General features: G+C 53.2%; 18 protein-coding genes and 1 pseudogene. 5 read left to right on the plus strand and 14 right to left on the minus strand.

The genetic code is table 11. From position 1 onward, the window contains the following. Positions 1–174 precede the first annotated feature (174 nt). Complete coding sequence (locus J2T37_RS03540) at positions 175–747, plus strand: DUF4126 domain-containing protein (RefSeq protein ID WP_253353815.1); 573 nt, start codon at positions 175–177, stop codon at positions 745–747. A 239-nt stretch (positions 748–986) separates the two neighbouring features. Here the strand turns inward: J2T37_RS03540 and J2T37_RS11565 are convergent, their stop codons facing one another. The 7 genes and pseudogenes from J2T37_RS11565 to J2T37_RS03570 all read right to left on the minus strand — a co-directional run bounded on the left by J2T37_RS11565 (position 987) and on the right by J2T37_RS03570 (position 6475). Continuing rightward, positions 987–1115 (minus strand): hypothetical protein, encoded by a 129-nt coding sequence (locus J2T37_RS11565; protein WP_437179436.1) that lies wholly within the window; start codon positions 1113–1115, stop codon positions 987–989. Between the two features lie 6 nt (positions 1116–1121). Continuing rightward, entirely contained in the window at positions 1122–1310 is a 189-nt protein-coding gene (locus tag J2T37_RS11570) for a DMT family transporter (protein ID WP_437179437.1), read from the minus strand. Positions 1311–1402: 92 nt separating this feature from the next. Beyond that, the gene (locus J2T37_RS03550; protein ID WP_253353816.1) at positions 1403–3064 is read right to left on the minus strand and encodes an electron transfer flavoprotein-ubiquinone oxidoreductase; all 1662 of its coding nucleotides are present in this window, start codon (positions 3062–3064) and stop codon (positions 1403–1405) included. A gap of 136 nt (positions 3065–3200) precedes the next feature. Then, the gene (locus J2T37_RS03555) at positions 3201–4100 is read right to left on the minus strand and encodes a metal ABC transporter solute-binding protein, Zn/Mn family (RefSeq protein WP_253353843.1); all 900 of its coding nucleotides are present in this window, start codon (positions 4098–4100) and stop codon (positions 3201–3203) included. A 99-nt stretch (positions 4101–4199) separates the two neighbouring features. Continuing rightward, positions 4200–4838, minus strand: a pseudogene (locus J2T37_RS03560) (FMN-binding negative transcriptional regulator). A gap of 9 nt (positions 4839–4847) precedes the next feature. Further along, a complete protein-coding gene (locus J2T37_RS03565; RefSeq protein WP_253353817.1) occupies positions 4848–5723 on the minus strand; it encodes a metal ABC transporter permease in 876 nt (291 codons plus the stop codon). A gap of 26 nt (positions 5724–5749) precedes the next feature. Continuing rightward, positions 5750–6475 carry a metal ABC transporter ATP-binding protein gene (locus J2T37_RS03570; RefSeq protein WP_253353818.1) on the minus strand — a complete coding sequence of 242 codons (726 nt, stop codon included), beginning with the start codon at positions 6473–6475 and terminating at the stop codon, positions 5750–5752. 273 nt (positions 6476–6748) lie between these two features. Here J2T37_RS03570 and J2T37_RS03575 point away from each other — a divergent pair, with 273 nt between their 5' ends. After that, the gene (locus J2T37_RS03575; RefSeq protein WP_253353819.1) at positions 6749–7048 is read left to right on the plus strand and encodes a DUF2288 domain-containing protein; all 300 of its coding nucleotides are present in this window, start codon (positions 6749–6751) and stop codon (positions 7046–7048) included. 157 nt (positions 7049–7205) lie between these two features. On the opposite strand, the gene J2T37_RS03580 is transcribed toward J2T37_RS03575, so the two are convergent. From J2T37_RS03580 to J2T37_RS03600, 5 genes are all read right to left on the minus strand, one after another. Further along, positions 7206–8585, minus strand: coding sequence for an alanine/glycine:cation symporter family protein (locus J2T37_RS03580; RefSeq protein WP_253353820.1), 1380 nt, complete (start codon positions 8583–8585; stop codon positions 7206–7208). A gap of 258 nt (positions 8586–8843) precedes the next feature. Further along, positions 8844–9212, minus strand: a complete 369-nt coding sequence (apaG, locus tag J2T37_RS03585) for a Co2+/Mg2+ efflux protein ApaG (protein ID WP_253353821.1) — start codon at positions 9210–9212, stop codon at positions 8844–8846. Positions 9213–9291: 79 nt separating this feature from the next. Then, the gene (locus tag J2T37_RS03590; RefSeq protein WP_253353822.1) at positions 9292–9783 is read right to left on the minus strand and encodes a phosphatidylglycerophosphatase A family protein; all 492 of its coding nucleotides are present in this window, start codon (positions 9781–9783) and stop codon (positions 9292–9294) included. Further along, on the minus strand, positions 9776–10735 hold the full coding sequence (gene thiL / locus J2T37_RS03595) for a thiamine-phosphate kinase (protein ID WP_253353823.1): 960 nt from the start codon (positions 10733–10735) through the stop codon (positions 9776–9778). Before thiL ends, J2T37_RS03590 begins: the two co-directional genes overlap by 8 nt. Before the next feature lie 208 nt (positions 10736–10943). Next, complete coding sequence (locus tag J2T37_RS03600) at positions 10944–11687, minus strand: OmpA family protein (protein ID WP_253353824.1); 744 nt, start codon at positions 11685–11687, stop codon at positions 10944–10946. 429 nt (positions 11688–12116) lie between these two features. Here J2T37_RS03600 and J2T37_RS03605 point away from each other — a divergent pair, with 429 nt between their 5' ends. Next, the gene (locus J2T37_RS03605; RefSeq protein WP_253353825.1) at positions 12117–13067 is read left to right on the plus strand and encodes a CysB family HTH-type transcriptional regulator; all 951 of its coding nucleotides are present in this window, start codon (positions 12117–12119) and stop codon (positions 13065–13067) included. Positions 13068–13166: 99 nt separating this feature from the next. On the opposite strand, the gene fnr is transcribed toward J2T37_RS03605, so the two are convergent. Further along, positions 13167–13901: a fumarate/nitrate reduction transcriptional regulator Fnr gene (fnr, locus tag J2T37_RS03610; protein ID WP_253353826.1), complete on the minus strand. Its 735-nt coding sequence runs from the start codon at positions 13899–13901 to the stop codon at positions 13167–13169. A 150-nt stretch (positions 13902–14051) separates the two neighbouring features. Between fnr and hemN the strand changes: the two genes are divergently transcribed. After that, on the plus strand, positions 14052–15467 hold the full coding sequence (gene hemN / locus J2T37_RS03615) for an oxygen-independent coproporphyrinogen III oxidase (protein ID WP_253353827.1): 1416 nt from the start codon (positions 14052–14054) through the stop codon (positions 15465–15467). Positions 15468–15608: 141 nt separating this feature from the next. After that, complete coding sequence (locus J2T37_RS03620; protein ID WP_253353828.1) at positions 15609–15860, plus strand: DUF1289 domain-containing protein; 252 nt, start codon at positions 15609–15611, stop codon at positions 15858–15860. An 81-nt stretch (positions 15861–15941) separates the two neighbouring features. On the opposite strand, the gene recC is transcribed toward J2T37_RS03620, so the two are convergent. After that, positions 15942–19226, minus strand: coding sequence for an exodeoxyribonuclease V subunit gamma (gene recC / locus J2T37_RS03625; RefSeq protein WP_253353829.1), 3285 nt, complete (start codon positions 19224–19226; stop codon positions 15942–15944). Positions 19227–19404: the final 178 nt, after the last annotated feature.

Here is a 19404-nt window from a genome sequence, read left to right on the forward strand (position 1 = left end):
CGGTGTAACGAAAATCCGTGATTTGGTTTCACGCCTGTTCAGACGGCCTGTTTACGGTAAAATAAATAGGCAGACGGGGTATGCAGGGGCAAAACCCGATACGCCCTAACCTGAATTTCCGTTGAGATTCTCACCCGACCCGCACCCGTTTTCAGACGGACTTTAGGAAATCCCATGACATTCACCACATTATTAAGTATTGCCCTCGGTATCGGCCTAGCCGCCAGCTCGGGCTTCCGCGTGTTTCTGCCGCTGTTTGCGTTGAGCCTGTCGGCCTATTTCGGGCTGTGGCCGATTAATGAAAACTTCCAATGGCTGGCTTCTACACCCGCGCTGATTATTTTGGGCGTAGCCACCGTGGTCGAAATCGGTGCTTATCTGATTCCGTTTTTGGATAACCTGCTGGACACCCTGGCCGTACCGCTGGCCGGTTTGGCCGGTACGGCGGTGATGGCCTCCACCACCGCCGACCTCAGCCCTGCCGTTACTTGGACTTTAGCCATCATCGCCGGTGGCGGCGCTGCGGCGGCCATCAAAGGCGCAGGCGCCACCACCCGCGCCGCCAGCACAGTCACGACCGCAGGTTTGGCCAATCCGGTGGTTTCCGTCGCGGAAACGGGTATGGCGGCGGTGATGGCGGTATTGAGCCTGTTCTTGCCGTTTTTGGCGGTCATCATCGTGTTGCTGCTGGCCTTTTGGCTGTGGCGCAAATACCGCAAAATCCGCCAAGCACCAACAGCCGTTTAATGGTTTAAATAAAAAGCAAAGGCTGTCTGAAAATCAAATCATGATTTTCAGACGGCCTTTGCCGATTTTAAGAACCTGTATTCATAAGATTGATAGATGGATTTTTGTTGGATAATCATACGAATACAAGGCGGACTTTTGCGCCAATAGTGGACTATTGGCGCAAAAGTCCAACGCAGTAGACGTGTGATTAGGCAATAAAAAGCCGCTATCAAGATTGTGAATACAGGTTCTAAACTTTAGGTTTTAGAAAACACATTAATCACCAACACGCCCGCCAAAATCAAACCCATCCCAATCAAACCTGCCGTGTCGATTTTCTGCCCGAACGCGAAATACGCCACCACCGCCGTCAGCACAATCCTCACGCCCGACTACACTGCATACACAATCCCCACCGGCAAGCTGCGGTACACCAACGACACACAGTAAAACGACACGCCGTATAAAGCCAGCGACGACACCGTTGGCAGCAGGCGGGTAAAGCCATCGCTAGTTTTCAGCAGCGCAGTGGCGGCGATTTCAAAGCCGATGGCAATCATCAGCAGCAACCAAGCATTCACGATTTTTCTTTCATGCAGACAACAGGCCGTCTGAACAGGTATCACAAAAATCTTGGATTTTGTTTTCATACCCGTTCAGACGGCCTAACACATTACATCGAGCCGTAATTCGGCCCGCTGCCGCCCTCGGGACACACCCACACGATATTCTGCGTCGGGTCTTTGATGTCGCAGGTTTTGCAGTGGATACAGTTGGCCGAGTTAATCCGCAACGCCGGCGCACCGCCCTCTTCCACGATTTCATACACCGCCGCCGGGCAATAGCGCGTTTCCGGCGAGGCGTATTGCTTGTAGTTCACATCCAGCATGAGCTGCGGGTTTTTCAGAACCAGATGGCCGGGTTGGTCTTCTTCATGGGCGGTATTGGCTAGAAACACGCTGCTCAAGCGGTCGAAGGTTAACACGCCGTCGGGTTTGGGATAATCAATCGGCGTGCAGTCGGCGGCTTTTTGCAGCGATTCATGGTCTTTGCCGTGGTGTTTTAGCGTCCACGGTGCTTTGCCTTTTAATACGCCCTGATCCAGCGCCAAATACAGCGAGGCGGCATACAGCCCCCATTTGAAGGCAGGGCGCACGTTACGCGCAGCGTGCAGCTCCTCATGCGCCCAGCTTTGCTCAAAGGCCGTCTGAAAAGCCGCCGCCTCCGCGCCGGTATCGAAACTATCCACATCATCCAAACTTTCCAGCAGCGGAAACACCGCCTCCGCCGCCAACATGCCCGATTTCATGGCAGTATGGATGCCTTTAATGCGCGGCATATTCAAGAAACCCGCCGCGTCGCCCACCAACACGCCGCCGCCGAAACTCAGCTTGGGCAGGCTCTGCAAACCGCCCTCAACCAGCGCGCGTGCGCCGTAGGCAATGCGGCGGCCGCCCTCAAAAATCTTACGGATTTCAGGATGGGTTTTGAAACGCTGAAACTCTTCAAACGGCGACAGATACGGATTGGTGTAGTCCAAGCCGACCACGAAACCAACCGCGACTTGATTGTCGTCGAGATGGTAGATAAACGAGCCGCCGTAGGTTTTGCTGTCCAGCGGCCAACCGGCGGTATGCACCGCCAAACCCGGCTGATGGTTTTCAGACGGCACTCCCCAAATTTCTTTGATGCCCAAGCCGTAGGTTTGCGGCTGACTGTGTTTGTCCAAATCGAAACGCTTAATGATTTGGCCGCTGAGCGAGCCCCGGCAGCCTTCGGCAAAAATCGTCTGCTGCGCCCACAATTCCATACCCGGCTGGAAGTTGGCGGTCGGTTCGCCGTCTTTGCCCACGCCCATATTGCCGGTGGCAATGCCTTTGACCGAACCGTCATCATGATACAGAATTTCGGTGGCGGCAAAACCGGGATAAATTTCCACACCCAGATTTTCCGCCTGCTCCGCCAGCCAGCGTACCAATTCACCCAAGCTGATGATGTAATTGCCGTGGTTGTTGAAATTGGGCGTGACCGGCAGCTTGTAGGCTTTATGCTCGGTCAGAAACATCACCTTATCGGCCGTCACGCTGCGCGTCAGCGGCGCACCTAACTCCTGCCAGTCGGGGAACAGTTCCGCCAGCGCCTTCGGGTCGATGACCGCGCCCGACAAGGCGTGCGCCCCGACTTCCGAGCCTTTTTCCACCACGCACACGCTGATTTCGCGCCCGTCTGCCGCCGCCAACTGCTTGAGTTTGACCGCTGCCGCCAGCCCCGCCGGGCCTGCGCCGACAATGACGACATCGTACTGCATGCTGTCGCGCTCTATGGTTTCTGTCATGGTGGTTTGTCCTATTGGTATTTTTGTATTTAAAAACAAGCGTGTGATTATACAGCAATATCATACTGCTACCAAACGCAACGAGGCCGTCTGAAAAGCAACTTGTTTTCAGACGGCCTGTGTTTAAGAAGAACCTTTACTTCATCGCCTTAGTCAACGCATTCACATTGTAGCGGTACATACCGATATAGGTGTTGGCCGGGGCATTGCCCAGCGCGTCTGAGTAGAGCTTGCCGCTGACGCGCACGCCGGTTTCTTTGGCAATGCGGTCAATCATGCGCGTGTCTTTGATGTTTTCGGCAAACACGGCTTTAATGCCCTCGCGTTTGATTTGGCGGATAATCGAAGCCACTTGCTTGGCCGACGGCTCGGCCGAGCTGCTCACGCCTTGCGGGGCGATAAATTGGATGTTGTAGCGTTTGGCCATATACGAAAAAGCGTCATGGCCGGTCAACACTTTACGCTTGGCGGCAGGAATCGCGTTAAACGCGGCGCGGCTGTCGCTGTCGAGTTTTTTCAACTGGTTCTGATAGTTGGTCAGGCGTTGCTGGTAATAGGTTTTACCGGCAGGATCGGCCTGAATCAGGGCGTTGCCGACGTTTTGCGCATAGGTCAGCATCAACACAGGGTCTGTCCACACATGCGGGTCGAATTCGCCGTGATCGTGATTATGACCGGCATGGTCGTGATGGTCGTGACCGCCCTCTTCTGCTTTCAGGGCGCGAATGCCTTTGCTGGCCTCGGCATACGGCACTTTGCTTTGTTTGACCGCACGCTGTACATCTGCCGCTTCCAAGCCTAATCCGTTGAGCAACACCAATTTGGCGGAACGGATTTTCTTAATATCGCCGCTGGTCATGTGGTAGGCATGGGAATCCTGATTCGCGCCCACCAAATTCTGCACTGCCACACGCTCGCCGCCTATTTGTTTGGCCACATCGCCCAAAATGCTGAAGCTGGCCACCACCGGCATAGGCGCGGCATAAGCCGCACCGGACAATAAAGCAGCCACCACGCCGAGTTTCCATTTTTTCATCATCGTTCTTTTCCTTTTTGATATAACATAACATTTATAATAGTGTAAAACAGCCTGCGCCTTTAGGCAAGCGCAGGCCGTCTGAAAAATCGGCTAATTCTAAGATTTATCTACCCGTTCGACTAAGTCCGCCATACCGGCCGCACACTCGTTACCCTGACTGCGCAAAGCCTTAACCACACCTTCACGGTTTTCGGCAGGCTGGTTTTGACTGAGCTTTTCCTTACCAATCAGCCGCGTAATCTGCCATTCTACGCATACAATACCGCGACATTGCGCGTCGATGTAATCCAACGGAGCGTCCGACAACTGCCACGGCTGCACCTCGCCCTGCTCAGACTGCGCCGTCAACTCAGCCAGCATAGCCTTCATCTGCGCTAAATCCTCGCATACCGTTGCCTTTGCATAAGCATGTACCACCTGATAATTCCATGTCGGTACCGCCTTATGCGTTTCCTGCTTGGTCGGATACCAGTTAGCGCTGATATAATGCTGCACACATTGGAAAATCAACAACCATTCACCATCAGGCAAGGCTTCGCGCCAAATCGGATTGGATTTAGCGAAATGCCCTTGCAGGCTGCCGTATGCCGTGCCGTCGTCCCGCCAAACAACAGGAATATGCGTTGCTTACAACCCCTGATTGGTCTGCACCACAACCGTAGCAAACGGATATGTGCGCATAAACTGCTGCAAGCGGGCAAGGTTTTCCTGCCTGAATATTTTTGGCGTAAACATCAATTTTCCTTAAATCATGCGGTGCTTTTTATGCCGCAGCCATTTGGTTAACACACCGCCTTCCCAGCCGAACACCACCGACAGCAGATACAATACGCCGCAGCACAAAATAATCGCCGGGCCGGAAGGAATTTCGACATGATAGGAAAACAGCAGCCCGGCAAAGCCGCACAGCAGCGCCAGCGCCACTGACAGCATAATCAGCATACCGAGGCTTTTCGCCCACAGCCGCGCAGTAATCGCGGGCAACATCATCAGGCCGACCGACATCAGCGTGCCGAGCGCTTGGAAACCGGCCACCAAGTTCATCACCACCAGCACCAAAAACAACACATGCCAAAAACCGCCCTTGCCGCCGACAGCCTTTAAAAACAGTGGGTCTATGCTTTCCAATACCAGCGGGCGGTAAATCACCGCCAGTATTATCATCGTTACGCTGGCCGCCGCCGCGATCATCAGCAGCGCGGGTACGTCCACCGCCAACACCGAGCCGAACAGCAAATGCAGCAAATCCACGCTGTCGCCGTTTTTGCTCACCAAAATCACGCCGACCGCCAAGCTGGAAAGGTAAAACGCGGCAAAGTTGGCGTCTTCTTTCAAAGTGGTAAAACGGCTGACCAAACCGGCCAGCAGCGCCATCAGCAATCCGGCGACAAAACCGCCCACGCTCATGGCGGGCATACTCAATCCGGCAAACATATAGCCGATGGCCGCGCCGGGCAAAACCGCATGGCTGAGCGCGTCACCGACCAAACTCATGCGGCGCATAACCAAAAACACGCCCACAGGCGCGGCGCTGAACGCCAAGCAGCAAATCGACGCCAGCGCATAGCGCATAAAATCGAATTCGGCAAAAGGGGCAATAATTAATTCATAAAAATTCATAGTGTTATCTTATTTTTCCGACGGCCTTACACCGCGCACCAGTCCGCCGATTCCTGCTGCTGCATGGCAGCATTGGCTTGCACCAAAAATTCGTCGGTCAATACCGTTTCCGTTGCGCCCGAGGCGATTTTCTCCCGCGCCAAGAGCAGCATATTCGGAAAATAAGCGCGTACCTGCTCGTAATCGTGCAACACGGCAATCACCGCCTGCCCTTCCTGATTGCAGCGGCGCAAGACATCCAGCAACGCGTAAGTCGTGCGCGCATCCACCGCGTTAAACGGCTCGTCCAGCAGCAAAAATTTAGCGTCCTGCGCCAACATGCGCGCAAACAAAACGCGCTGGAATTGGCCGTTGGACAAATGCGCAATCTGGCGGTCGGCAAATTCGCGCATTTCCACGCGCTCCAGCGCGGCATACACGCGCTCGCGCTGGGCGGCTTTGACGCGGCCGAAAAAGCCGATTTCGTACCACAAACCCATCGCCGCCAACTCAAACACCGTCATCGGCAGGCTGCGGTCGATTTCCGACTGCTGCGGCAGGTAAGCGATGTCTTTGCGTTGCAGACCGACCCAGTGTACCTGGCCGGTATTGGTTTTGAGCAGCCCCATCACCGCTTTGAGCAGGGTGGACTTGCCCGCGCCATTGGGCCCGAAAATCGCCCACATACTGCCGTCGGAAAATTCCATATCCACATGGTGCACCGCCGGACGGCTGCGGTAGCTGACAGTCAGATTATCGACAACAATGCTCATGCGCCGACCGCCCAAAAATAAATGCCCCACAATACGGCCACGGCCAGCAGCGCAATCAGCAGGCGCTGACCCAATCCGGTTAATAAAATCGAATTCATAGCAGTTTTTTCAGACGGCCTGAACCATGCGCCGAGGCCGTCTGAACCCAATTTGATAAAACATGAATGATACTATATAACATTATATTTGTAAACGGACACCGCCCGCCCCTTTCGGCGCTTAAGCGCAAAGCAATGATACAATACGCGCTTTACGATGTTTTGGAATACTGCCATGTCCGCACCCCTGCTGCACGAAAAACTCAATACCGAAACCGCCCGTATCCGCTGGTCGGAACTGCAAACCCATTTCGCACGCGGCGCAGCGGTCTATGTCGCGCCCGATTTGGATTTGGTAGAAATCGCCAAACAAGTGGCCGACGACAACGCTGCCGCGCTCTCGCCCTTAATGCAGCAAGGCAAATTCGGCGTGGTCAGCGAAGACCAAGCGCGGGCGTTTGTGGCGGACAATCGGGAAATGTGGGCGGTAGTCGTTGCGCCGTGGGTTTTGGTGCAACCGAGTGAGGCGGTTTAGATTTAATTGAATCGGCCGTGCCATAACACAATCAAAAGTACCCGCCCTACTAATTTTGCCCGCCATTACGTCGCTTCGCCTTTCCCGCAAAGCAGAAAAGGCCGTCTGAAAACAAACCTGTTTTCAGACGGCCTTGCTTTTTTCATTCAATCCGACATCAACCCGGCAATTCTCCGCTCTTGATTTTCTGTTTGAAATCTTTGGTTTCGCCGACAATCACTTTCGCCAGCAGCAACAGCGCAATCAAGTTCGGCAAAGCCATCAGGCCGTTGAAAGTATCGGAAGCCAGCCACACCAAATCCATGCTCAAAACCGTACCCAACATCACCGAAGCCACGTAAACCACGCGATAGACGTTGGCAAAGCCGTCGCCAAACACATACGTCGCGCACTTCTCGCCGTAGTAGCACCAGCCCAAAATAGTGGAATAAGCAAAGAAAATCAAACCGATGGTAACGACCAAACCGCCTACGCCCGGCAGCATTTTGTCGAATGTTACCGTGGTTAGCGCCGCCCCGCTCAGCTCCGGTCGGACAAACTCGCCGCCCGCGCCGATTAAGCCCATCACCAACACGATACCGGTAATCGAACACACCACGATGGTATCCAGAAACGTCCCCGTCATCGACACCAGCGCCTGACGTACAGGGTGGTCGGTTTTGGCCGCTGCTGCCGCAATCGGTGCAGAACCCATACCGGCTTCATTGGAAAACACGCCGCGTGCCACACCGTAGCGGATAGCCGTACCCAGCGCACCGCCTGCGGCAGCCTGCCCGCTAAACGCGTCGGAGAAAATCATGCTGACGGCCGGTGCGACCATATCCAAGTTAAACGCGATAATCAGCAAGCCGCCCAAAACATACAACACGGCCATCAACGGCACAATCACCGAGGCGGCTTTGGCAATACCGCGAATCCCGCCCAACACCACAATCGCCGTCAAAACAGTCAGAACCACGCCGGTGTAGCCCGGCGCAATATCAAAGCTGGTCTGCACCGCCTGCGCCACAGAGTTGGACTGCACCGAACTGCCGATACCGAAGGAAGCAAATGTGCCGAACAAGGCAAATGCATAGGCCATCCATTTCCAGCGGTTACCCAAACCGTTTTGGATATAATACATCGGCCCGCCGGACATTTCGCCTTTTTTGTTGACCTCGCGGTATTTTACCGCCAGCACGCCCTCGCCGTATTTGGTCGCCATACCGAAAATAGCCGTCATCCACATCCAAAACACCGCTCCCGGGCCTCCGACGACCACAGCGGTGGCCACGCCTGCGATATTCCCCGTACCGATAGTGGCGGATAAAGCCGTCATCAGGGCGCCGAAATGGGAAATATCGCCCTCATGGTCTGCGCCGTCGTCTTTCTGCTTGGACGGCATAAATGCCTGTTTCAAGGCATAACCGAGCATATGGAACTGCAACCCTTTCAGCAACAGGGTCAAAATTACCCCGGTGCCGACAATCAGCACCAGCATGGGCGGCCCCCATACCCATGCGCTGACCACTTCAAAAATTTGGTTTAAGACTTCCATTTTCTTCTCCTCTCTCTGCGTATTGTACGTATGGAGGCATTTCAGCATAGACTGTTAAAAAATGCAATAAAAAATATTTTATGATATAAAATTTCAAAAAATAAGTTTAAATTTTCAACTATCTCTTTGAATATTTATTAAAAATTAAATATAAATGTTCTCATCATATCTAATCATAACTTTACATTGTTTTCAATATTAATAATGCATACGAAAATGCCGTCTGAAATATTTTCAGACGGCATTGTTAAATCTGTCTTACTGCAAAGTAAAACCAGCTTTAAATTCCAGCTTCGGCACACCGACAATGAAGCGCTTGCCGATACTGTCTTCAAATTCATACGCCCCTTCGATACTGCCCCACGGCGTACTCAGCTGCGAGCCGGTATTGTATTCGTATTCCTCGCCCGGATACAAAACCGGCTGCTCTTCCAGCAAACCCGATTGGCCGACCGGTTCGATTTCGCCGTGCCCGTCCGTGGTTTCCCAAAAGCGCTGCCGCAAAGTTACCACATCGCTGCTCCGGTTGGAAATCGTAATCACATAATGGAACGCATAGCGGTCACGATACACGTCGCTCTGTCCGGCCACATAACGCGGCTGGACGTTAATTTCAATATTATTCATGTTTTACCCCGTATGGTAAAAATTAAAAAACGTATCCTGCTTGGTATTTTTTATGTCGCAGCATACACTTATCAGGCATTTACGAAACGCCCCATATCACTACATTCAACACAATCAAACTCATGAACGCGGCAATAATATCGTCCAGCATAATGCCGAATCCGCCGTGAATCCGCGCATCAAACCATTTAATCGGCCACGGTTTGACGGCATCAAACAAGCGGAATACGACAAACGCGGCCAGCCACCAATACCATTTAAACGGTACGAAGGCCAAAATCAGCAGCATGGCAACAATTTCATCCCACACAATGCCGCCGTAATCCTGTATGCCCAATTCCTGCTCGGCACGGTTGCAAATATAAACACCCGCCACAAACAGTGCCACACACAATAGCGCCAACGTCCAGCCGCTTATCCCCAGCAGATACAGCGTAAACGCCATCGGCAATGCGGGCAGCGTACCAAACGTACCCGGCGCTTTCGGCGCCAAGCCACTGCCGAAACCAAACGCCAAGAAACACACCGGCCGACGGCGCAGCCAGGCAAAAGTCGGTTTAAATTCAGCCAAAATGATCAAACCCCAAAGCTGTTAACTGCATCTCATGACCGTCTGCGTCTAAAATTTTCAGACGGCCTGTATCATTAATCACGCCGACACGCGTAACCGGCGTGGCACTTTCTGCCGCAGCCGATAACACGGCTTCGCGGTAAGCTGAAGGTGCCGTAAACACCAGCTCGTAATCATCTCCGCCCGCTAAGGCGTAAGACAACCACTGCGTGTCCGGCAAGGCCTGCTTAAGCGTAGGCAAGGTCGGCAGCGCATCCGTCCATAATTGCGCCCCCACGCCGGAAGCCCGTAGTATATGGCCGATGTCTTGCGCAAGGCCGTCTGAAATATCCTGAGCGGCATGGGCAAACGGTAAAATAGCCTGCCCCAAAGCCACACGCGGCATGGGGTGCAATAAATCGGCCTCACACTCAGCAAAAACATGCTGCGGCAGGATACAATTTTTCAGACGGCAATTCAATGCCGCTGCTGCCAAACCAATCCGGCCGGACACCCAAATATCATCACCTACCTGCGCTTTATCACGCCGCAACGCCTTGCCTTGCGGCAGTTCGCCCGCAATCGTGACATTAAACACCAAATCGCCTTTGGTGGTATCGCCGCCGATTAAAGTAACGCCGAAACGGGCAGCCAGATCAAACAAACTGTTGCAAAAACGCGCCAGCCAATCTTCATCCAGTTCAGGCAAACCCGCGCTCAGCAACGCCCAGCGCGGGATTGCCCCCATCGCCGCCATATCGGAAATATTGACGGCCAAGACTTTCCACGCCAAATCTTCCGGCTTTACATCAGCAAAAAAATGCCTGTCTTTCAGCAGCATATCGCTACTGAAACACAAATCATAACCGGCTCGAGGCCGGATAATCGCCGCATCATCACCAATACCCAGCACCACATCGGTATCATGAGATTGCTGTTGCAGATAGCGGCGGATGAAATCAAATTCAGTCATCATGCTTACCTGAAAAAGTAAACATCGTTATTAAAATAATCATACAAGATTCGACAAAGAAACGCAATTTCTTATGGTCAATTCTTGCAATCAATCTGATTAATGCCTACTTCAGACGGTAAAACAGCATCAGGCCGCTCTTTTGGCACACAAAACAAAACCCTGCATTCGCAGGGTTTTGTTAAGGCATAGGCTTAATCGAAACGGATTAAGGTTTACCGTAGCCGTGTACGCCGTTGTAAGGAGAAGGAATCCAGCCGTCTTCTACAGCAGGACGTTCGCCTTTAACCACGCCGTCAGATACTTTTTTCTCTACCACGCTGCGAATTTTCACATCTACGCGACGGTCAGGAGCGATACAAGCGATTTGAGCTTCGCGACGTTTGGCTTTGGATACTTTTTTACCCAGTTTGGCCACTTCAGCCTGACAAGTCGCAGTCATGCGCGCTTGAGATTCGCCCAAGCCGACAGCAGAGATTTTGCTTGACGGCGCACCGTGGGCAACCAAGTAGTTGGCTACGCTGTTGGCACGGCGTTCAGACAGTTTTTGGTTGTATTCTTCAGAACCCATGAAGTCGGTATGACCTTCAACACGGATGATTTGTACGTTGGCATTACCCAAACGACGACCCAACGCATTCAGGGTTTCTTGAGCTTCCGGACGCAGGTTTTCTTTATCGAAGCCGAACAGAACGTCAGCAGACAATGCAACGGTTTCGTCAACGTATTCAGGCGCTTCGTTTACCGGTACGGCATCGCCACACTCTACACGGCCTTGGGTGGCTTTGTCGAAGTAGGTGTTTTTCCAGCACTCGCCGTAGTTGTTACGGACGATTTCTTGAGATTGGCTGCTTACGGTGTAACCGTGTTTGGTATGCGCTTCGCTGGCCATTGCGGTGCCGCTGGCTACCAAGGCAACGAACAATGCGCTTAATTTCAGCTGTTTGGTCATTTTATTCCCTCATCAAAATTGTTATGCAACGGATACAGAAGCAGCCGCCGCAACTACCAATATACAGACCGCTGCATATAAATAAAACGGCGGCAAATCGGATATATCAGGTTGAACTATAAAGAAGCGAAGGGCAAACTGTCAACACAAGCTGCCTTCAAACCATGACGGAACTGCGTGCTTCCTAACTATGAATCATGCCGAAAAATCAATCTTGTGTCATTTATTTATGAAGAAATTGCCCCCTTGCCTGCCCCTGCGTTGCGCAAAAGCAACATGCCTATTATAACAGGTAAAGCTCCGTTTCATAATCTATTCGGATAGTTTCCGTAAAAACAAAAACTTCCCCGAGAAGCCGACAAGTTTTGGCAAAATATGTTAAATTACACGATGTTTGTCGCACAAAATCCACAACCGAGCTATTCATTTATGAAACTACAACAATTACGTTACGCCCTTGAGGTTTACCGCCACAATCTGAATGTTTCCGAAGCGGCCGAAGCGTTGTTTACTTCGCAGCCGGGTATTTCCAAACAAATCCGCTTACTGGAGGAAGAGCTGGGCATCCAGATTTTTATCCGCAGCGGCAAGCGCGTGGTCTCGGTTTCCCAGCCCGGTAAAGCGGTGTTGGACATTTCGGAGCGGATTATGCGCGACGTGCAGAATATCAAAAATATCGGCAGCGAATTTACCGACCACGACAGTGGTACGCTGACCATCGCCACCAGCCACACGCAGGCGCGTTATGCGCTGCCGCAGATTGTGGCGGAATTCGTCAAACGCTATCCCAAAGTGCGCCTGACCATCAAGCAGGGCAGCCCTTCAGCCATTGCGCAGATGGTCAGCACCGGCGAAGCGGATATGGCGGTGATTACGGAAAAAATCGACGATCACCCGGAATTGAGTAAACTGCCTTGCGGAGAATGGAATTACGCAGTGATTGTGCCGCAAAACCATCCTTTGCTCGATTGCAAAAACCCGCTGAGTATTGAAGATTTGGCTTCATTCCCGCTGATTACTTATGAATTTGCCTTTAACGAGGGCAGCAGCATTGCCCGCGCTTTTGCCAAAGCGCGCCTGCCCCAGCCTGAAGTGGCATTGTCCGCTGCCGATACCGATGTTTTAAAAACCTATGTCAAATTGGGCTTGGGTGTCGGCGTGATGGCGAAAATGGCTTACGATACCCGGCAGGATCAAGATTTGCAGCTGGTGGACGCGTCGCATTTGTTTGAACCGTCGCCGATTTGGATTGCTTTGCGCAGCGACACTTATCTGCGCGGCTACACTTATGATTTTATCGAACTGTTTGCGCCGCAATTGAATCGGGAAGCAGTTGACCGATTGTTGTATGCGCCGATTGTGGAAGACTTTTCTATTTAATAACGAAACCGTCTGCAAGGCAAAAGGCCGTCTGAAAAAGCTAGGGAATTTTCAGTTTCCCTACTTTTTCAGACGGCCTTTATATATCAGAGTTGGCGTTTACATCGCATGAGCGCAGCCGGAGACCATTTTTTTCAAAGCTGCCGAATCTAAAATTTTGATGTGTTTGTGTTCAACCGAAATCAAACCTTCATGGTGAAACTTAGACAGCGTACGGCTGACGGTTTCCAATTTCAAACCCAAATAGCTGCCGATTTCCTCACGCGACATGCGCAGGATAAAATCATTGGCGGCAAAACCGCGTGAATACAGGCGGTTGGACAGATTCAGCAAAAACGCCGCCAAGCGCTCTTCCGCACGCATATTGCCCAGCAGCAACATCACGCCCTGATCGCGCACGATTTCACGGCTCATCAGGCGGAAAAAGTGGGCTTGCAGGCTGGGAATGTTCTGCCCCAGCTCTTCCATATGCGCAAACGGCAGTTCGCACACTTCGCTGTCTTCCAAAGCCACCGCGTCACAGCTGTGGACATGCGAGCAAATGCCGTCCATCCCAATCAACTCGCCCGACATAAAAAAGCCGGTAACCTGATCGCGACCGTCTTGACTGGCGACTGTGGTTTTAAAAAAGCCCGCACGAATCGCAAACAAAGAAGTAAACGGCTCGCCCGCACGAAACAGATACTCGCCTTTTTTCAGACGGCGGCTCTGCCGGATAACGGCGTCCAACTGAGAAAACTCGTTCGGCATCAGCCCTACCGGAAGGCAAAGTTCACGCAGCGAACAAGTCGAACACAGCGTTTTCATCGGATGAGTGGCGGTATGTGTGGGCATAAAAAAACCTTTTATCTGCAAAGCTCCGGCCTGACGGATGAACATAAGTATTGACTCATGTCAAAACAGGCTTATCATAATGTGGCATTCTATCAAACTATCCAAAATTTTACTAATTCATTGTTATATAAAACATTACACCACCACACCATGAAAATTATTCCCATACAAAACAACGGACAAAGCGACAAACCCGAATTTGACCGCGCCTTAATCGCCTCCCTGCCCGCTAGCGGCCCGCGCTATACCTCCTACCCCACTGCCGACCGTTTCCACAGCGGTTTCGGCGAAAGCGAATACTTACGCGCCCTGAGCCTGCGCACCATGGGTGTGCTCAATAAGCCGCTGTCGCTGTATATCCATATCCCTTTTTGCAACACCATCTGCTACTACTGCGGCTGCAACAAAATCATCACCAAAGACAAATCCCGCGCCGACGCTTATATAGAATATTTAGAAAAAGAAATGGCGCTGCTCGCGCCGCACCTCAACGGCCGCCATCCCTTAGCCCAGCTTCACTTCGGCGGCGGCACGCCGACCTTTTTAAGCGACGAACAGCTCGAACGCGTATTCGGCATGATTGCCCGATACTTCCAGCTGATTCCCGGCGGCGAATACTCCATTGAAATCGACCCGCGCAAAGTCAGCCGCGAAACCGTATTGAAACTGGGCAAACTCGGTTTTAACCGCATGAGTGTGGGTATTCAGGATTTCGACCCTAAAGTGCAAGCCGCCGTCAACCGTATCCAAACTTTAGAAGAAACGCGCGAAGTCATCGAAGCCGCGCGGGAAGCCGGTTTCAAATCCGTCAGCGTCGATTTGATTTACGGCCTGCCGCACCAATCGGTTGAGAGCATGAAAACCACCATTGATACCGTGTTGAGCCTCGATCCCGACCGCTTGGCGCTGTACCACTACGCCCACCTGCCGCATATTTTCAAGCCGCAACGCCGTATCGACACCGCCGCCGTACCCGACAGCGAAGAAAAACTCGATATGCTGCAATACTGCGTGCAAACCCTTACCGAGCGCGGCTATGTCTTCATCGGCATGGATCACTTCGCCAAACCCGACGATGAGCTGGCTATTGCCCTAAAAGAAGGCTGGCTGCAACGCAATTTCCAAGGCTATTCGACTTACGCCGACTGCGATTTGGTGGCCATCGGCGTATCCAGCATCGGCAAAATCGGCAGCACCTACGCGCAAAACGAGCGCGACATCGACGCTTATTACGCCGCCCTCGACGCCGGACACCTGCCCGTCATGCGCGGCTATCAGCTCAATCAAGACGATTTGCTGCGCCGCAACATCATTCAGGATTTGATGTGCCGCTTCTCGCTGGATTTCCAGATTTACGAAAGTGTGTTCGGCATTCCGTTTGCGCAATATTTTCATGAAGAACTGGCCGATTTGGAAAAACTCGCCGTACTCGGCTTAATCCGCCTGCGCCCAAACGGGCTGACCGTTACCCCCAAAGGCCGTTTCCTTATCCGCAACATCGCCATGGTGTTCGACTACCATCTGCGGCATAAAGAAACCAAGGCGAAATATTCGCAAACGGTATAACGTCGCAACGAATAAGGCCGTCTGAAACAGAAATCGCTGTTTCAGACGGCCTTGTTTGTTTATCGGCTTGTAACATTCTTGACTTTTTTCGCTGAAAATCCATAAGATTACCCCTATCCATCCGTTTTGCGCCATGCCCTTATGCAACAGTCCGACTTCTTCGCCATCCCCAGCCCCTGTATCGGCGTTTGCACCGCCAACAGCAAGGGCTATTGCAAAGGCTGCCTGCGCAGTCGGCAGGAGCGGCTGTACTGGCAAAGCATGAGCGACGAGCAAAAACATCAGGTTATGCGCCTTTTAGCCATGCGCCGCAGCAAAATCCGCCACCGCGCCTTGTCTGCCGAAGAAGATTTTTCCACTGAGCAGCCCGAGCAGTTGGCGTGGGAATTTTAGACGGATAGCCCATCATATAACATGTCGTCTGAAAAATCATTTTTCAGACGGCATATCATGCAGCCATTCAACGCATTCAATTCATTCACTGTCTTCAGACGGCCTCACGTTTCCGCCCACCGCCGCCACCAGCGGCACCAGCAAATCCTTCACCATATTGGCAAACAACAGCGTATCCGGCGGCGAAGTTTCGTCCTGCCCGAACACCAGCGCCACTTCGGTATAGCTGCCCTGCCCCTTAAGCGTTTTGCCGTGTGCGCCCTTACTGTCTTGATAAGCCTTAAATGCTTTGGCCTTCGCCGCCTCCCAATCCTCTTTTTTGATGTATTCGTCCGCCGCCGCCAAACCGGTTTTGGCAAAAAACGGCAGTGGGCGGCTTTGGCCGAGCCGGTAATAGTCCAGCCATTTTGCCAACATCTCCTGCGCCTGATTTTGCGGGATTTCTGGGTACACCGCCGTTTCGCCCTCCGACACCAGCGAAGTGATCAGGCTGTCGCATTCAGACGGCCTCACGGCGCAGAAAATCAGGTGTTCCAGCAGCAGGCCGATTTGGTCGGGCGCATTGATTTTCTTGTTTTGAAACACAATCCGCCCCGCCTGATACAAATCGTTGACGCTGCCTTGCAGGGTGTGTCCGCCCAAAGTCAATTCATAGGCATACGGCGCCCGCTGCGGGCTGTCGAGCAAATCTTGGCTGACGTGTTTGGCGGCCGTCTGAAAACGCTGCTGCCATAATTGTCCCAATTCGCCTGCGGGCAATAGGCTTTCCGCGTCGAGGCGGACGGCGGTGGCGGCAAAATCCTCATGCCGGCGGCGCGCGTCGAGATAAGCGTCGGCGATTTTTTCGCGCTCCTGCGGTTCAAACGGTTCGGCCGATTCCCACGCCTCATCATGATAAGGCGCTTTCCACGCCAGCGTCTGCCGCAGCCAGGCTTTGACGGGATTTTTCCAAAATGACACCAATTCGTTTTGCTGCACAATAGCGGCGCTTTCGCCCTCTTCTGCCAAAGGCCGGCTGAAAAACGGCTCGGCGGCGGGGCTGAGCCGGTTGAGCGCGTCGGCATAATCTTGGCGCGTACTGGATAAATGCGGCGCGGCTTCATCCGTTTTTTCAGACGGCCTGAAATAGCGGTGGGAAAACGCCTGCAAGGGGTGCTGCACCACCCAATGTTCCAGCAAATCCTTGCTGCGCCTGCCCGTCATCGCTGCTACGGTGTCCACCAATTCACTCACCAGCGCGGAAGGTGCCAACTCGTCATCGTTGCGCACGCTGCGGCCGACATACGACAAATACAAAATCTCGCGCGCGCTAATCAGGGCTTCGAGAAACAGATAGCGGTCGTCGTCGCGGCGGGCGCGGTCGCCTTTTTGCGGGTGTCGCGCAATCAGGTCAAACGCCGCCGCTTTGGTGTTGCGCGGAAAATCGCCGTCGTTCAAACCCAATAAACACAAGACCTTAAACGGCAGGCTGCGCATGGGCACCATGCTGCAAAAGGTAATCCCGCCGCGCAAGAATCCGGCCTGGCTTTCGCTCTCCAAAAAGCGGCGGATATGCCGGATAACGGTGTGTTGCGGCAATTCGCCCGCAAATTCCGCCAACGCCGCCTCTTCCTGCCATTTGGCCAGCGCCTGCTCAAACTGTTGCAGCGCGTATTGGTCGTCGTTGCCCGGCAGGAACAGCGCGTTAATGAGATGGCGCACGCGCTCCGTCCACTCCGCCACGCCCGCGCTCTGCCGCCACAGCGCGGCGGTGTCCGCCAACGCGCGGATAAAGGCGGCGAACCGGCTGAACACGCCGATTTGGTTGATGTCGCCGTACCACGCGCTGATGTTGTGCCATACCGGATTACCGCCCTGCGGCAGCATCCAGCCCAAAATCATGCGCTCCAGCGCCTGCTGCCAGGTAAACAAAGTATCGCCGTCATCCGCGCCGCGCATGGCCGCGTCCAAGCCCCAATGCACATTCAAATCAGCGATGGTGTCGTGCAGCAGCGGCAAATCGTCCGCCGTCAATTCAAAGCGGTCGAGTATCAGGCGGCTTTCTAAAAGTGGCAAGACTTTATCCACTTCAAAGCGGCTTTCCAATACATCCAACACCTGCTCCAGCGCATACAAAAGCGGCTGGCGGCGGCTGAGTTTCACGTCCGAAAGCGAATACGGCAGCGCCTGCGCCCCTGCCTGCGCCTGCCCGAACACGGCTTGGATAAACGGGCTGTACGGCTCAATGTTGGGCGTTAACACGGCGATGTCGTGCGGCTGCCAGTCGGGGTGTTCATGCAGAATCTGCAAGATTTGGTCTTTTAAAATCTGCAACTCGCGCAAAGGGCTGTGCACCGACACCATTCGGATTGAGCCGTCATTGAGCTGTCCGGCTGCGTCGGGCGTTGCTTTGAAACTTTCAGACGGCATATTTAGGGTTTGGATGTCGTATTGCAGGCGGTGCAGCAGGCTGCCGCCGTTTTCGGCAAAAGAATCTTCAAACACCGGCGTTTCCAGCTCGATTTCCGACAGAAAATCAAAAAAATCGCGCCCTTGCTTACCCAACAAGGCCAACAGCGGGTGGCCTGCGGCGCTCAAATCCACCTCGTCCGCACCCTTGAGCATTTGCGCCGCCTCAATCACATTGCCCCAATACTGCTCGCTCGGGTTGAGCGCAAACACAAACACTTCGCAATGCTCGGACAATTTTTGCAAGAGTTGCAGATACATCGGCGCCATCGTGGAAATGCCGAACACGAAAAACCGCTCCGGCAGTTTGTCTGCCGACAACGCCGCCAAAAGCTGCTCCCACAAAGCCACGCGGTGCGGCGCGGATTGGCGGCCGTCGTCAAGAAAGCGCCACAGCTGCGCCTGCCAGACTTCATCTCCGCCCAAATCCAGCAGTTTGCCCGCCTGCCACGCGTCTATCCAGTCGGGGCGGTACACCAGATATTGGTCGAAAATATCCGCCAACTGCCCCGCCAACTGATAATCCGCCGATTCGCCGCTGCCCAAATAGCTTTGCAGCGCGGCGCGGCTGTGGGCAAATTCAGAGGCCGTCTGAAATTCATCGCTGCGGAACAAGCCCAACAGCCGCCAGCGCATGACTTCCGGCGCAAACGGGCTGAGCGCGGGAATGCCGGGGATAAATTCACGCATCAGCCGCCAAGTCAGACCCGCAGGCAGACTGAAACGCAGATTCGCCGCCACGCCTGTTTCCTTCGCCAAAAAGCTGCTCAAATAGCGGCGCATACCCTGACTCTGCACCACAATCTCCTCCGCCGCCAGCGCATGCGACAGCGGCCGCACCTGCTGGATTTTGGCAAACAAGGCGGCAAGGTTTTCCAAGCGGTTGGATTGATAGAGATAGAATTTGGATTCGGACATGGCGTTGGATAGGAAAGGTAAAAACGTATTCGGATTATAAAGGCCGTCTGAAAAAATGGGGCAGATTTTCAGACGGCATAGGCAGTCGAAGATAGGTTTTTTGCGTTTTATCAATACAGCCCGCCCGTTTTCCGCTACAATCCCGCCCGAAACATTCATCTGAAAACCATATTATAAA

Origin of the sequence: Neisseria perflava (assembly GCF_024170405.1) — a bacterium.
Lineage (GTDB): Bacteria > Pseudomonadota > Gammaproteobacteria > Burkholderiales > Neisseriaceae > Neisseria > Neisseria perflava_B.

Excerpts from the sequence above, each read along its gene's own strand:
- J2T37_RS03540 (WP_253353815.1), top strand. The coding sequence starts at position 175 with ATGACATTCACCACATTATTAAGTATTGCCCTCGGTATCGGCCTAGCC.
- J2T37_RS03550 (WP_253353816.1), bottom strand. The coding sequence starts at position 3,064 with ATGACAGAAACCATAGAGCGCGACAGCATGCAGTACGATGTCGTCATT.
- J2T37_RS03555 (WP_253353843.1), bottom strand. The coding sequence starts at position 4,100 with ATGAAAAAATGGAAACTCGGCGTGGTGGCTGCTTTATTGTCCGGTGCG.
- J2T37_RS03565 (WP_253353817.1), bottom strand. The coding sequence starts at position 5,723 with ATGAATTTTTATGAATTAATTATTGCCCCTTTTGCCGAATTCGATTTT.
- J2T37_RS03570 (WP_253353818.1), bottom strand. The coding sequence starts at position 6,475 with ATGAGCATTGTTGTCGATAATCTGACTGTCAGCTACCGCAGCCGTCCG.
- J2T37_RS03575 (WP_253353819.1), top strand. The coding sequence starts at position 6,749 with ATGTCCGCACCCCTGCTGCACGAAAAACTCAATACCGAAACCGCCCGT.
- J2T37_RS03580 (WP_253353820.1), bottom strand. The coding sequence starts at position 8,585 with ATGGAAGTCTTAAACCAAATTTTTGAAGTGGTCAGCGCATGGGTATGG.
- apaG (WP_253353821.1), bottom strand. The coding sequence starts at position 9,212 with ATGAATAATATTGAAATTAACGTCCAGCCGCGTTATGTGGCCGGACAG.
- thiL (WP_253353823.1), bottom strand. The coding sequence starts at position 10,735 with ATGACTGAATTTGATTTCATCCGCCGCTATCTGCAACAGCAATCTCAT.
- J2T37_RS03600 (WP_253353824.1), bottom strand. The coding sequence starts at position 11,687 with ATGACCAAACAGCTGAAATTAAGCGCATTGTTCGTTGCCTTGGTAGCC.
- J2T37_RS03605 (WP_253353825.1), top strand. The coding sequence starts at position 12,117 with ATGAAACTACAACAATTACGTTACGCCCTTGAGGTTTACCGCCACAAT.
- fnr (WP_253353826.1), bottom strand. The coding sequence starts at position 13,901 with ATGCCCACACATACCGCCACTCATCCGATGAAAACGCTGTGTTCGACT.
- hemN (WP_253353827.1), top strand. The coding sequence starts at position 14,052 with ATGAAAATTATTCCCATACAAAACAACGGACAAAGCGACAAACCCGAA.
- J2T37_RS03620 (WP_253353828.1), top strand. The coding sequence starts at position 15,609 with ATGCAACAGTCCGACTTCTTCGCCATCCCCAGCCCCTGTATCGGCGTT.
- recC (WP_253353829.1), bottom strand. The coding sequence starts at position 19,226 with ATGTCCGAATCCAAATTCTATCTCTATCAATCCAACCGCTTGGAAAAC.